The 12,753-nt window shown below is 71.7% G+C and carries 13 protein-coding genes; 7 read left to right on the top strand and 6 right to left on the bottom strand.

Annotated features, from left to right (window positions below; all coding sequences use genetic code 11):
- The first annotated feature begins 4 nt into the window (after positions 1–4).
- Complete coding sequence (locus tag AQI95_RS32165) at positions 5–892, top strand: Gfo/Idh/MocA family protein (RefSeq protein WP_067131995.1); 888 nt, start codon at positions 5–7, stop codon at positions 890–892.
- 48 nt (positions 893–940) lie between these two features.
- On the opposite strand, the gene AQI95_RS32160 is transcribed toward AQI95_RS32165, so the two are convergent.
- A complete protein-coding gene (locus tag AQI95_RS32160) occupies positions 941–1,849 on the bottom strand; it encodes an N-acetyltransferase (protein ID WP_067131992.1) in 909 nt (302 codons plus the stop codon).
- 303 nt (positions 1,850–2,152) lie between these two features.
- Between AQI95_RS32160 and AQI95_RS32155 the strand changes: the two genes are divergently transcribed.
- Positions 2,153–3,262, top strand: a complete 1,110-nt coding sequence (locus tag AQI95_RS32155) for a PP2C family protein-serine/threonine phosphatase (RefSeq protein ID WP_067131989.1) — start codon at positions 2,153–2,155, stop codon at positions 3,260–3,262.
- A gap of 208 nt (positions 3,263–3,470) precedes the next feature.
- Complete coding sequence (locus tag AQI95_RS32150) at positions 3,471–3,938, top strand: hypothetical protein (RefSeq protein WP_067131987.1); 468 nt, start codon at positions 3,471–3,473, stop codon at positions 3,936–3,938.
- A 4-nt stretch (positions 3,939–3,942) separates the two neighbouring features.
- Here AQI95_RS32150 and AQI95_RS32145 read toward each other — a convergent pair whose 3' ends face one another.
- The 4 genes from AQI95_RS32145 to AQI95_RS47520 form a co-directional block, all read right to left on the bottom strand.
- Entirely contained in the window at positions 3,943–4,416 is a 474-nt protein-coding gene (locus tag AQI95_RS32145) for a hypothetical protein (protein WP_159056618.1), read from the bottom strand.
- A gap of 339 nt (positions 4,417–4,755) precedes the next feature.
- Positions 4,756–5,178 (bottom strand): hypothetical protein, encoded by a 423-nt coding sequence (locus tag AQI95_RS32140; protein WP_067131984.1) that lies wholly within the window; start codon positions 5,176–5,178, stop codon positions 4,756–4,758.
- A gap of 80 nt (positions 5,179–5,258) precedes the next feature.
- Entirely contained in the window at positions 5,259–5,792 is a 534-nt protein-coding gene (locus tag AQI95_RS32135; RefSeq protein ID WP_159056617.1) for a hypothetical protein, read from the bottom strand.
- 34 nt (positions 5,793–5,826) lie between these two features.
- Complete coding sequence (locus tag AQI95_RS47520) at positions 5,827–5,970, bottom strand: hypothetical protein (RefSeq protein ID WP_159056616.1); 144 nt, start codon at positions 5,968–5,970, stop codon at positions 5,827–5,829.
- A gap of 556 nt (positions 5,971–6,526) precedes the next feature.
- On the opposite strand from AQI95_RS47520, the gene AQI95_RS32125 reads away from it, so the two are divergent.
- The 3 genes from AQI95_RS32125 (at position 6,527) to AQI95_RS32115 (ending at position 9,394) form a co-directional block, all read left to right on the top strand.
- Positions 6,527–7,147: an L-threonylcarbamoyladenylate synthase gene (locus AQI95_RS32125; protein ID WP_067131974.1), complete on the top strand. Its 621-nt coding sequence runs from the start codon at positions 6,527–6,529 to the stop codon at positions 7,145–7,147.
- A gap of 118 nt (positions 7,148–7,265) precedes the next feature.
- Positions 7,266–8,021 (top strand): dienelactone hydrolase family protein, encoded by a 756-nt coding sequence (locus tag AQI95_RS32120; protein ID WP_067132420.1) that lies wholly within the window; start codon positions 7,266–7,268, stop codon positions 8,019–8,021.
- A 173-nt stretch (positions 8,022–8,194) separates the two neighbouring features.
- The gene (locus AQI95_RS32115; RefSeq protein WP_067131972.1) at positions 8,195–9,394 is read left to right on the top strand and encodes a glycoside hydrolase family 64 protein; all 1,200 of its coding nucleotides are present in this window, start codon (positions 8,195–8,197) and stop codon (positions 9,392–9,394) included.
- 47 nt (positions 9,395–9,441) lie between these two features.
- On the opposite strand, the gene AQI95_RS32110 is transcribed toward AQI95_RS32115, so the two are convergent.
- The gene (locus AQI95_RS32110; protein WP_067131969.1) at positions 9,442–11,853 is read right to left on the bottom strand and encodes a M4 family metallopeptidase; all 2,412 of its coding nucleotides are present in this window, start codon (positions 11,851–11,853) and stop codon (positions 9,442–9,444) included.
- Between the two features lie 216 nt (positions 11,854–12,069).
- Here AQI95_RS32110 and AQI95_RS32105 point away from each other — a divergent pair, with 216 nt between their 5' ends.
- The gene (locus AQI95_RS32105; protein ID WP_159056615.1) at positions 12,070–12,600 is read left to right on the top strand and encodes a hypothetical protein; all 531 of its coding nucleotides are present in this window, start codon (positions 12,070–12,072) and stop codon (positions 12,598–12,600) included.
- Positions 12,601–12,753: the final 153 nt, after the last annotated feature.

The following is a 12,753-nucleotide window of genomic DNA, read 5'->3' as shown; positions in this document are numbered from 1 at the left end:
CTTCATGCGCATCGGACTGCTGGGAACGGGGCCGTGGGCCCAGGCGGCGTACGCCCCCGCCCTCGCCGGGCACCCCGGCGTGGAGTTCGCCGGAGTGTGGGGCCGGCGCCCGGAGGCGGCAACGGCGCTGGCCGAGCAGTACGCCGTGCCCGCCCACGACGACGTGGACGCGCTGCTGGCCGAGGTGGACGCGGTGGCCGTGGCCCTGCCGCCCTCCGTGCAGGCCGAGTTGGCGGTGCGCGCGGCGCGGGCCGGCCGGCATCTGCTGCTGGACAAGCCGCTCGCGGTGACGGTCGCCGAGGGCCGGGCCGTGGTGGCCGCGGCGGAACGGGCCGGGGTGGCCTCGGTCGTCTTCTTCACCGCCCGCTTCCAGAAGGAGCCGGAAGCCTGGATCGAGGAACAGGCCTCCGTGGCGGGCTGGTTCACGGCTCGCGCACAGTGGCTTGGAGCCGTGTTCACCTCCGACAGCCCCTTCGCCGCCTCGCCCTGGCGGCGGGAGAAGGGCGCGCTGTGGGACGTCGGCCCGCACGCGCTGTCCGTGCTGCTGCCGGTCCTCGGCGACGTACGGCAGGTCGTGTCGGCGGCGCACGGTCCCGCCGACACCGTGCATCTGGTCCTCGACCACGCCACCGGTGCGTCGAGCACGCTCACGCTGAGCCTGACGGCGCCGCCCGCGGCGGCCGGCGCCGATGTGGAACTGCGGGGCGAGGCGGGCGTGGCGCTGATGCCGGGGAGTTCCGAGGGCGCGGTCCCGGCACTCGCCCGCGCCCTCGACACCCTCGTGACAGCCGCCCGCACGGGCCGTCCGCACGCCTGCGACGCCGCGTTCGGGCTCCGCGTCACCGAGATCCTGGCAACGGCCCGGGCCCGCCTGACGGCGGACGGGGGTTGACACGCGGTCCCGGCGGACGGGGCCCCCGCGCACCACTGGGCCGGTATGTCACCCGGCACCGGCAGCGGCGTCGGCCCAGAAGTTGATGCGTTCCCGTACGACGGGGTAGCCGGCGGTGGTGAAGTGCGCGGCCATGGGGAAGTTGCTCCGGTCGGTCGCGGCGGCGATGAACTCGGCGCCCTGACCGGCCAGGAAGTGGGTGCAGTCGGCGAGCAGGTCGTAGGCGTAGCCGTGCCCGCGCTGTTCCGGCACGACACCGATGAAGCCGACGCAGGGTCCGGACGGATTGCGCGCGGGGATGTGGATTCCGGCCGTCTCGCCGTCGGGGGTGCGGGCGATCCGCCACCACGCGCGCGGCGACGGAAACCAGTGGAAGACGTCCAGTTCCTGCTGTGCGGCCAGGTCGGGTCCGCCCTGCTCGACGGCGCGGCGGGCGTGGGCGTCGAGGGTCGCGGAGTGGATGCGGCGCAGCAGGCCGAGGAACACGGCGTCGTCCGGCTCGGGGGCGAAGCGGAGGCGGCCGGGGCGCGCGGGCAGGCCCCGGTCCGGGGTCCAGCGGTACAGGAAGCGCTCCACCAACGGCGCGTAGCCGGCCGCGCGCGCGGCGGCGGCCCGAAGGTCCACGGCGGCGCGCAGCCGTGGGTCCGTGCGCCAGCCGGAGGGCAGGTCGAGTTCGAGTTCATCGGTCTGCCAGGGTGCCGTGCGCAGCAGTTCGGCGCCGGCCTCCTCCTCGCCCTCGGCCACGTCGAACCAGTTGATCACGAGCGGTTCGGGGTCCTCGGGCTTGCCCCACCATGCGGCGCGGGCCACGGTGCGGCCGTCGCGCACGGCGATGCGCCGCCAGTCGGCGCGGTAGCGGGTGTGCCGGTGCTTGTCCCGGAACGCCAGCGGGTCGGGCATGGTGTCGAAAAGGTGCGCGCTGCTGTCGTCGAGCGCGCGGACGACCAGGGTGGTCATGGGGTCCTCCGGGGTGCGTGCCGCGTCGCGGCGGGGCTGCGCTCCCGGTCAGGCCCGGCACACCCGGGTGACGGGGAGGTGGGAGCGCGGGATCACAGTGGCCATGACGCTCGCCTCCTTCCGTCCGTCTCGGGTGTGCCGGTCCACGCTATGCGGGCCGCGCCGGGGACGTCCAGCGCATTTCGCCGGCCGCGCGGGCCGCCCGCCGTGCGTCGCCCCCGTCCTCGGCCCGCCCCCGGCGCACGGACGCGGTGTCGTCCCGGGCGAGAGGCCCGGGTGCGGAGGGCGGCGTAGCTTGGGGATGTGAATGCGGTGCGCGGCGGCAGGTGGTCGCGTCGGAACCGGGACGAACGCGGCTGGTTGCGCGGCGCGCCGCCGCCGCGCTGGGTGCGGGTGCTGCCCGTGCTGCTGCTCCTGGCCGTCTGCACGGCCACGCTGCTCACTCCGCACGCCCGTGACCTGGGCTTCCTGCTCGGAGCCATTCCGCCGCTCGCCGTCCTGTCGTACGGTCCGATGGCCACCGCGCTCCTCGGCGTCGGGGTGGTCGTGGCGCTGAACATCCCCGCCACCCATCTCAACCGGCCCGGCAACACCGATCTGCTCACCATCGTGTTCGTGGCGGTGCTGAGTGTGTTCGTGTCGTACGTGCGCAGTCACCGGGACGCCCAGCTGGACACGGAGCGGGCGATCGGCGAGGCCGTGCAGCGGGCCGTGATGCCGCCGCTGCCGGAGCGGGTCGGGATCGTGGGGTGCTCGGGTTTCTACCGGGCCGCGCAGGACGGGACGCTGGTCGGCGGGGACTTCTTCGACGTGCGGGCCGGGCCGTACGGGGTGCGGGCGGTGATGGGGGATGTGCAGGGGCACGGGCTGGCGGCGGTCGCGACGGTGGTGTCGCTGCTGGGCGCGTTTCGCGAGGCGGTGCTGGACCAGCCCGGACTGGAGTCGGTCGCCGCGCGGATGGACCGCAGGCTGACGGTGGACTCGGCGGGCGTGCGGCACGGGGAGCTGTTCGCCACGGGGGTGCTGCTGGAGTTCTCCCCCGACGGGAGCGCGGTGCGGGTGGTGACCTGCGGTCATCCGGTGCCCGTCTTGCTGCACGAGGCGCACGCCCTGGACGTGACGGTCGTGCCGGGACCGCCGCTGGGGCTCGGGCTGGTCGGCGTGGACCCGCCGAAGGAGGTCACCGTGCCGCTCGCGCCGGGCGACCGGCTCTTCCTGGCGTCCGACGGGGTGTGGGAGGCGCGGAACGCCGACGGCGCCTTCTATCCGCTGTCGGTACGGCTGGCCGCCCTGACCGGCGCGGTCTCGGCCGAGCTGCCCGGTGCGGTCTGGGCGGACGTGGCACGGCTGCGCTACGAGGTCAGGGACGACGTCACCATGCTGGTGCTGACGCCCGAACCGCCGACCGCCTGACCGCTCCCTCCGGTCGGCCGGTCCCCAACTGACGAACCCTCAGCCACAGTTCGAACGTCCCGACTCAAACGCCAGGCCTCGCCACCCTTCCGCCACGCAGGAGAATCCACGAGCATGCATATGCCGGGTTGGCGTGCAGGCGCACGAAGTGCCCGGACACGACCGTTCCCCGACGAGCACGGGCGAGCGAGGACACCCGGAGCAGTGCATGACGAACACGATGTGGACGCGGGGCGTGGAGTGGCTGGCCGCCGCGGCGGCCGACCCGCGCTCCTGCACATGGGAGTGGGATCACGGCGAGGGCACCGCGTTGCTGGAGGCGGGCCGCTTCTGGGACGTGCTGAGCGTCCCCGACCGGCTGGGCCTGCTCGCCCTGGACCTGCTGTGGCGGCCCGGACTGCCGCCGCCGGGGCCCACACTGGTCGACACGGCGGCCGGCCGCGTGGGGTTCTTCGTGCCGCCGGACCCGTCCGGGGGCTGCACGGGTGCCGGTGTGCGGTACGCGACCGAGGGGGCCTGGGTCGCCGTACCGCCGCCGTACCGGCCCGCACGCTTCCTGGAGTGGCTGGTGCCGCCCGACGGCACCGGCACGCTCCACTCGCCCGGCGCCCTGAAAGCGGCGCTGCGGCAGGCGGACGGCACCCTCGCCGTGCTCGCGCCGCTGTGCGGGCGGTGACGGTTCAGCCGCGCTCGGGCGTAGCCCGCCGGCCCGTCGCGGGCCCGGGAAAGGCGGCTCGCGGCACGTCCGGTTCCGCGGGCACGGTCCGGCCCTGCGCCCGCCACTCGGCGACGAGCCCGACATAGATCGGCTCCCGGGCCCGATCCTGCTGCACCGGCCGGGCCGCCCGGCGGATCCGCTCCAACCGGTCGGTCCGGTCCGGCCGAGCCGAGCGGTTCGGCGGGGCGTCCGAGCGGTGCATGCCCCGGCAACGCCCGTGCGCCGCCGCGGCCACGCCCTCGCGCCACCGGCTCGCCGGGTCGAGTGAGGCCATCGCTCGAACGGCCCAGCCGTCCATCGGACAACCGTCCCGCAGGCCGCACCACGCTGTGCCGGCGGGAACGCTCCCCGACGGGCCCGCGGGGGCGACTCCTGCCGTCGTACCGGCCGCGCTCAGCGCGGACCCGCCCAGCCCGTCCCCCTCGGAGCCGGGCATGCGTGTGCTCACCCCGCAGGCGGCACGCCGAGGAAGCCGTCTCCACGGCACGGAAGTACGCCGCCGCAATGCCGGAACCGAGGAACGAGCGGCCGTCCGCGTACACGCCTTCGTGCGCCTCGACGGCCCTGACGGACCCGACGAGGAACCCCGGCCTGGGGCATTGTGGACCGGCTCATCAACGCCGTGCACGCCTCCGCCCGGCGAGTCCTGGTCGGCGTGCCGAACGCGCCCACCACGTCGGCCACTTCGATATCAAGGTGGCCGAGTTCCCGACACGGACAGGGCCGAAGAGCGCCGCGCGGCTCGGGCGGCTCCTCGGCCCTGCTTGAAGTACTACTAGCTCGTGGTGAAGCAGAACTCGTGGATGTGGTTGTCGGTGCTGCGATAGACCACGTTCATGCCGTTGTCCAACGCCCAGTAGTAGACGGCGGTCGGGCCGCCGGCCGCTTCCGGAGGCGTGTCCGGCGCGAAGAGGGCGCTGGAGCCGACGTCGCTCCGGTAGAGCACGGTCGGTTCGTCGAAGTCGTTGAGGATGACGCCGATGGGCTCGTCCGTGGAGTCCGGTGGGTCGCCCTGTGCCGTGTCGGTGAGATCGGTGTGATGCCAGGTGTCATCGAACGACAGTTCGTGAATATGGCCGTCCGCACCACGGTGGACCACACGCTCGGTCTTGTCGGCGTCCACGGTGTACCCGGCGGGATTGCCCACCGACGGTGGGCCACCGCCGGCACGAGTGAGGTCGTCGTACTGCCACGTCATGCCGCTTCTCCTCGACTTGAACCGGAAGCCGGGACCGGGTCGGCACGGTCGGCCGACCCGGCCCGCGGCGACAGACGTGTTCAGGTGCTTCCGGTGCGGATGTTCCCGGTGACGTACTGGAAGTACGGGCTGCCGGTATCGCAGGCCTGCCCGGTCTGGTCGGTTCCCGCGGGCGTGTTTCCGGCGAACCAGTCCTCGACGATCTGTGCCTGTGCTTCGATGCCGAACTCGCCGCAGGACGCACCTGCGGGACCGTAGCTGTAGGGATCGCCCCCCCCCGTGGCCTCGCAGACCTTCGTGGCGAAGGCTTCGGCCAGGAACGTGAGATCCATCGGGGTGTGGTGGATCTGCCACGCGTGGACCAGTTCGTGGATGAAGGTCTCACCGTACTTGCGGTCGGGGTACTTGCGCGGGTCGTCGAACGCGCCGGCACCGAGGTTGAGCGTGATCTTCCCATCGAACCTCGGGAAGGTGAAGGCCCGGTCTCCGCCACCGATGGTGTCCGTGAGCACGAGGCGGTCCCGCGGCGGCAGAGACCCCTTGAACACCTGGTCATCGGCCCAGCCGTACTCTTCCTGGGTGAGTTCGCGAGGTGACCGAATCGGACGGGCCATGGCGCGTCCGTACGCACTGGCGAGATGGGCGCGGTCACGGCGCGCCCACATGCCAAATGGCCAAGTCGGTCCAGGGGTTCGGCTTGATGTCCACCCGGTCCGTGTCGAACCCCCTGCCCTTCCTCGTCTGCGGGCGGACGACGACAGCGGCGAACCGGAACCGGTAGATCGCGTTCACGCGCGCACCGTCCTCCTCCTTCTCCAGCCTCCCCCAGTCGGCTTCGGCCTCCGGCCCGGCGATGCCCTCCAGGACGACGATCGGTCGTTCGACGTCTTTCGGCGGCGCTCCTTCATCCGCCTGAGGACGACGGCGCGCATGGCCTGGAACTCGGCGGTCGTGAAGTCGTCACCTGTGAGCCACAGTTGTTTCGGCACGTCCAGCTTCGCCCGGTCCTTCTCGTCGGCGAGGATCGCGTCCGGCGGGCCGCGCAGATGATCCAGCAACTCCCGCGCCGGACACGGCTCCGCCGACGGCCCGGGGGGGGGTGGGACGCCGGCGGAGACCTCGCGTCCGAGGTGGGGGGGCTACCAAGGACGGCTGAGGATCGGATGCCCCCGATTCCCAGAAGTACTCCCCCCGATCTGGAATCCCACAAGTGGTCCCGCGCATTCAGGACAGCACCGGACACGCCTCGGCCGGCTTCCGCCGCCGCACCAGTGCGCAGGGGCGCCACGACGGGGCGGGTGGGCGCGCGTGGGCGCGTGGGACGTCCGGGACGGCATAAGCTCGACGTGTGGCGAAGTACTTCGACGTGCACCCCGACAACCCGCAGCCGCGCAGCATCTCCCAGATCGCCGACGCGGTGCGCTCGGAAGCACTCATCGCATATCCGACCGACTCCTGTTACGCACTGGGCTGCCGGCTGGGCAGCCGGGACGGCATGGACCGGATCCGCTCCATCCGACATCTGGACGACCGGCACCACTTCACACTGATGTGCCGGGACTTCGCGCAGCTCGGCCAGTTCGTACGGGTGGACAACGACGTGTTCCGCGCCGTGAAGGCCTCCACGCCCGGCAGTTACACCTTCATCCTGCCGGCCACCCGCGAAGTGCCGCGCAAGCTGCTGCACCCGAAGAAGAAGACCGTGGGTGTGCGCATCCCCGACCACGTGGTCACCCAGGCCCTGCTGGCGGAGCTGGGCGAGCCGCTGCTCTCCAGCACCCTGCTGCTGCCGGACGAGGCGGAGCCGCTGACCCAGGGCTGGGAGATCAAGGACCGGCTGGACCACGTGGTGGACGCGGTGGTCGACTCGGGCGAGTGCGGCACCGAGCCGACGACGGTCGTGGACTTCTCCGGCGGCGAGCCGGAGATCGTGCGGCGGGGCGCCGGGGACACCACCCGCTTCGAGTGACGGTCCGGCACACCGGGTGCCGGCTCCAAGGATCTTGCGTGACAGCATGGCCCGTAGCCGTGGCGTCGAGGCGCACCCCCCGCCCGACGCCGATTCCCCGAGGGAGGGTCTGCTCACCATGACCGATGTCCAGGGAACCGAAGTCGACATCCGTACCGAGGACGGCGTCGCCGACGCCTATCTCGCCCATCCCGCCGACGGACGCCCCCGTCCCGGCGTGCTGTTCTACCAGGACGCCTTCGGACTGCGTCCGCATCTGAGGTCGATGGCCGACCGGCTGGCCGCCGCCGGCTACACCGTGCTGGTGCCGAACGTGTTCTACCGCCTCGGCCGGACCCCGGTCGTCGAACTGCCCGAGTTCATCGACCCGAGCGTCGATCCGACGATCTGGGAGCGGCTCATGCCGATGGTCTCCTCACTGACGCCGGACCAGATCGAGCCGGACGCGGGCGCCTATCTGCGCTGGCTGGCCGACAGTCCGCTGGTCGCCGACGGTCCGGTCGCGCTGACCGGTTACTGCATGGGTGCCCGGCTGTCCCTGCTGACGGCGGCCGCCTATCCGGACCGGGTCGCGGCGGCGGCCGGGTTCCACGGCGCCGGCCTCGCCACCGACGAGCCGACCAGCCCGCACCTGGGCGCGCCGAACATCACGGCGGAGCTGTACTTCGGCCACGCCGACAAGGACCGGGCGCTGCCCCCGGAGCAGATCGCACGCTTCGAGGAAGCCTTGACCGCGGCTGGGGTACGGCACACCTGCGAGGTCTACCAGGACGCGCAGCACGGCTACACGCAGGCGGACACGCCCGCGTACAACCACGAGGCCGACGAGCGGCACTGGGCGGCGCTGCTGGACCTGCTCAAGCGCACCTTCTGACACCGCGCCCGGCGCCCGCCCGCGCGAGACTCGCGGCGGGCGCCGGGCCGATCCCGCCACCCCATCACGTCCACCTCATTGACATGCTCGCGTCTCGGCACGAGTCTGAGAGCGCTCTCAGACAGGTACGGACCAACATCCGTACGACCCCGACCCCACACGGAGGTAGGAGAGTGCCTCATACCCGCACGCGCCGGGCGCTGCCCCTGGCGGCGGCCGCGGCCCTGGTCGGCGGAGTGCTCGCCGTCGGTGCCCCGGACCGCGCCGACGCAGCCGTACCCGACACCATCCCCCTGCAGATCACCAACGACTCGGGCCGCTCCGAACCGGTCTACGTCTACGACCTCGGCACCCAGCTGTCCTCCGGGCAGCAGGGCTGGGCCGACGCGGACGGCGCCTTCCACGCCTGGCCTGCGGGCGGCAACCCCCCGACGCCCGCTCCGGACGCGGCGATCGACGGCCCGGCTCCCGGACAGTCGAAGACGATCCGGATACCGAAGTTCTCCGGCCGGATCTACTTCTCCTACGGCCGAAAGCTCGACTTCCGGCTGACCACGGGCGGCCTGGTGCAGCCGGCCGTCCAGAATCCCTCCGACCCCAACCGTGACATCCTGTTCAACTGGTCCGAGTACACCCTGAACGACTCCGGGCTGTGGCTGAACAGCACCCAGGTGGACATGTTCTCGGCGCCGTACGCGGTCGGGGTGCAGCGCTCCGACGGCGGTGTGAGCACCACCGGGCACCTGAAGTCCGGGGGCTACACGGGCTTCTTCGACGCGCTGCGCAGCCAGTCGGGCGGCTGGTCGGGGCTGATCCAGACCCGTTCCGACGGCACGGTGCTGCGGGCGCTCTCGCCGCTGTACGGCGTGGAGACCGGCGCCCTGCCGGCGAACGCGATGGACGACTACGTCGACCGGGTCTGGCAGAAGTACACGACGTCGACGCTGACGGTCACACCGTTCGGCGACCGGCCGGACACCAAGTACTACGGCCGTGTCTCGGGTGACGTCATGAACTTCACCGACGGCTCGGGCGCGGTCGTCACCAGCTTCCGAAAGCCGGACGCGGACAGCGTCTTCGGCTGCCACAAGCTGCTCGACGCGCCCAACGACACCGTACGCGGCCCCATCTCCCGCACCCTGTGCGCCGGTTTCAACCGCTCCACGCTGCTGATCAACCCGAACCAGCCGGACACCTCGACGGCCGGCTTCTACGAGGACGCGGTGACCAATCAGTACGCGCGTGCCGTCCATGCACGGATGGCCGACGGCAAGGCGTACGCGTTCGCCTTCGACGACGTCGGGAACCAGGAGTCGCTGGTCCACGACGACAGCCCGCAGCAGGCGTATCTCACGCTGGATCCGCTGAGTTGACATGCCACGGCCCCGCACCGCTCGGGTGCGGGGCCGCGACGGGTGGCTCAGCCGGTCGTCAGGGCGGTGTCGTCCACGACAAAGCTCGTCTGCAGCGAGGAGTCCTCCACGCCGTTGAACTTCAGCGTGACCGTCGAGCCCGCCAGCGAGGACAGGTCGAAGGACTTCTGGCTGTAGCCGGAGGCCTTGTTGAGGTTCGAGTAGGTCGCGAGGGTCTTCGAACCCGCGGTCACCGTCAGCTTGTCGTACTGCGTGCTCGTGGTCGTCTCGGCGCTGTCGATGTGCAGGTAGTAGGTCAGGGTCGCCTTGCAGCCCGCGGGGATCGTCACCGACTGGGACAGGGTGTCGGTGTGCGAGGAGCCGTAGCCGTCCAGCCAGGCCTTGTACGAGCCGCCGTGGGCCGCCTCACCGGTGTCGTTGGTGATGACGCCGCTGGTCGCGGTCCAGCCGGTGCCGCCGGACTCGAAGCCGGGGTTGGCCAGCAGCTGGGTCGAGGTGCAACCGCCCCCGCCGCTGGAGTTGACCGTCCAGCTGAAGGTCGCGGTACCGGTCGCCCCGGTGGAGTCGGTCACCGTCACCGTGGTGTTGGAGGTGCCCGCCGTGGTGGGGGTACCGGTGATCAGGCCGGTGGAGCTGTTGATCGACAGGCCCGCGGGCAGACCGGAGGCGCTGTAGGACAGCGCGCCGCTGTTGGTGCTGCTCGCCTGGACCTGGAGGCTGACGGCGGTACCGACGGTGGAGGTCTGGTTGCCCGGGTTGGTGACCGTCACACCGTTGCCCGGTGGGGTGACGTGGCTGCCGACGTTGATGCCGGCGAAGGCGTTGGCGACTCCGGCGTACTGGGCGGAGTTGGCGCCGTACAGCGCGGTGGCCGCGTTCAGCGCGGCGGTGCGGGCGGCGGCGTAGTCGGTGCTCGACGTCATGTACGTCGTCAGCGCCTTGTACCAGATCTGCAGCGCGGCGGCGCGGCCGATGCCGGTGACGGCGACGCCGTCGGAGGTCGGGCTGTTGTAGGTCACGCCGTTGATGACCTTGGTGCCGCTGCCCTCGGACAGCAGGTAGAACATGTGGTTCGCCGGGCCCGAGGAGTAGTGCACGTCCAGGCCCCCGACGCCGGAGTACCAGCTGTCGGCGGAGCCGCCGTCCTTGCTGGGCTTGTCCATGTAGCGCAGCGGGGTGCCGTCACCGTTGATGTTGATCTTCTCGCCGATGAGGTAGTCACCGGGGTCGGAGCTGTTGTTGGCGTAGAACTCCACGCCGGTGCCCATGATGTCGCTGGTGGCCTCGTTCAGGCCACCGGACTCACCGGTGTACTCCAGGCCCGCGGTGTTGGAGGTGACGCCGTGGCTCATCTCGTGGCCCGCGACGTCGATGGCGGTCAGCGGGTCGTTGTTCCCGGAGCCGTCGCCGTAGGTCATGCAGAAGCAGCTGTCGTCCCAGAAGGCGTTCACGTACGAGTTGCCGTAGTGGACGCGCGAGTAGGCGCCGACGCCGTCGTTCTTGATCCCGCTGCGGCCGAAGGTGTTCTTGTAGAAGTCCCAGGTCTCCTGCGCGCCGTAGTGGGCGTCCGCGCCCGCGGTCGCGGCGTTGGTGTTGGTGCCGTCGCCCCAGGTGTCGTTGTTCTGCGAGAACAGCGTCCCGGTGCCCGAGGAGCCGTGGTTGAGGTTGTACGTCTTGTGGCCGCCGCGCGCCCCGTCGGTCAGCGTGTACGTCGAACCCGACTGGGTCGTGGTCAGGTTCACCTGCCCGCTGTACCGGGTGTTGCCGGTGCCGGTCTTGACCGCCTGGTACCGGTACAGCTCCTTGCCGGTGCCGGCGTCGGTGACGACGTGCAGCTGGCTGGGCGTGCCGTCGTCCTGGAAGCCGCCGATCACCGTCTCCCAGGCGAGCCTCGGGGTACCGCTGCCGGCCCAGATCACCTTGCGGGCGCTGTCGGTGGTCGGCTTCTTCGCGGCGAGGGACTTCGCGGCCTTCAGAGCCGTGCTCTCGGCGGCGGACCTGGTGATGGTCGCGGTGGTGGAGGCGACCTTGATCGTGTGCTTGTTGTTGTAGGTCGTGGTCACCGTGCCCTTGGCCAGGGAGGCGGGCGGGGTGTGCACGACGAGGTCGCCGCCGAGGACGGGGAGGCCCGCGTAGGTGCGCTCGTAGCGGGTGTGCAGGGTGCCGTCGTTGTCCTTGACGACGTCCTTGACGACCAGCTTCTCCTTGGCGCCGAGCCCGAGGGTGCGGGCGGTGGCGTCGGTCTGCTGCCGGGCGGACTTCATCAGAGCCTGGTGCTGGGCCGGGCTGAGCTTGGCCTCCATGCCGCCGGTGCGCAGCGATCCGGGGTGCGCGGCGGCGGGTGTCGCGATCGCCGGGGCGGCCTGCAGGCCGACGGCGAGGAAGGCCGCGGTGGAGAGCAGGGCGACTCCGACCGTGGTCCGCGTCCGACCTGTGCGGGAGCCGGGTCTGTGGGGCATGGATCTGTGGGGTTGGCTTCTCACTCGTACTCCTTCTGCTGCGGCCGCCGGGTCGCGGCCGATGACAGACGGGCAGACGGGTCTGCTGCCCGGGTGAGCTGAGCTGTGCGGAACCGTGATCCGTGAACGCACCGGAGATGCGCGGTGCGTGGAGGAAGGATTCCAGCCTTGACCCGCGCATGTCAGTCGCATGCAAGCCATTCAAGGGTTTTCCCTATGGGGGCCTGCGCTCGAAGGGCGGTGCGGGGCCGCCGGCCCGAACCGGGAATCCGCTCTACGGGGAGTCGGGACTTCGGCGCCTATCTGGACTTCCTCGCCGTCGACTGCGAACGGGCCTGCGGCGCAACCTCCGCCGCGCGGCCCGCCGTCCTCGCGTGGGGCAACCGGACCGTCGACGAGTTCCTCCTGGGCTGGGCCCGGCTGCTCGGCCCCCGGGCCGGCCATGGCATCGCGGTGCCCGAAGAGGCACCCGGCGAACCCGGCTGGCGGGGGCTGGCCAGGCTCGTGGACGCCGCACGCACGGCCTCCCCCGACGACGACCGAGGGCCCACCGGTTCCGGCATCGCCCGGGACGACGTCGTCAGCGCCCAGGACCTGCGCGGATACCTGGGCGCACAGCGCCCTGTGCGACTGGCTGGGCGCCTGGTCGTCGTGGGTCGGGGCCGCCGCGCCGGCCCACGCCCGGCTCGAACCGGTCACCTGGCGCTCCATCGCCTGCAGCTCGGGGCCGCACAGGGCTACGAATAGCGTCCGAGCCGATCAGGTCCACCGCCGATCAGGCCTCGCGAAGGAGATCCACAGGGCAGCGGCACGTCGTGGGCAACTCTCCCCCTCCGTCGCAGAGTCGGGTGTTCCGGTCCGGTACCCGGCCGCCCGCCCTCCGTTCGACACGCCCGGGTG

It is taken from the genome of Streptomyces yokosukanensis (assembly GCF_001514035.1).
Lineage (GTDB): Bacteria > Actinomycetota > Actinomycetes > Streptomycetales > Streptomycetaceae > Streptomyces > Streptomyces yokosukanensis.
The sequence above is the reverse complement of the archived record's forward strand: the minus strand, read 5'-3'. Positions and strand labels throughout refer to the sequence as shown.

Coding starts and splice junctions, on each gene's coding strand:
- AQI95_RS32165 (WP_067131995.1), top strand. CDS start 5: ATGCGCATCGGACTGCTGGGAACGGGGCCGTGGGCCCAGGCGGCGTAC.
- AQI95_RS32160 (WP_067131992.1), bottom strand. CDS start 1,849: ATGACCACCCTGGTCGTCCGCGCGCTCGACGACAGCAGCGCGCACCTT.
- AQI95_RS32150 (WP_067131987.1), top strand. CDS start 3,471: ATGACGAACACGATGTGGACGCGGGGCGTGGAGTGGCTGGCCGCCGCG.
- AQI95_RS32145 (WP_159056618.1), bottom strand. CDS start 4,416: ATGCCCGGCTCCGAGGGGGACGGGCTGGGCGGGTCCGCGCTGAGCGCG.
- AQI95_RS32140 (WP_067131984.1), bottom strand. CDS start 5,178: ATGACGTGGCAGTACGACGACCTCACTCGTGCCGGCGGTGGCCCACCG.
- AQI95_RS32135 (WP_159056617.1), bottom strand. CDS start 5,792: ATGGCCCGTCCGATTCGGTCACCTCGCGAACTCACCCAGGAAGAGTAC.
- AQI95_RS32120 (WP_067132420.1), top strand. CDS start 7,266: ATGACCGATGTCCAGGGAACCGAAGTCGACATCCGTACCGAGGACGGC.
- AQI95_RS32110 (WP_067131969.1), bottom strand. CDS start 11,853: ATGCCCCACAGACCCGGCTCCCGCACAGGTCGGACGCGGACCACGGTC.
- AQI95_RS32105 (WP_159056615.1), top strand. CDS start 12,070: ATGGGGGCCTGCGCTCGAAGGGCGGTGCGGGGCCGCCGGCCCGAACCG.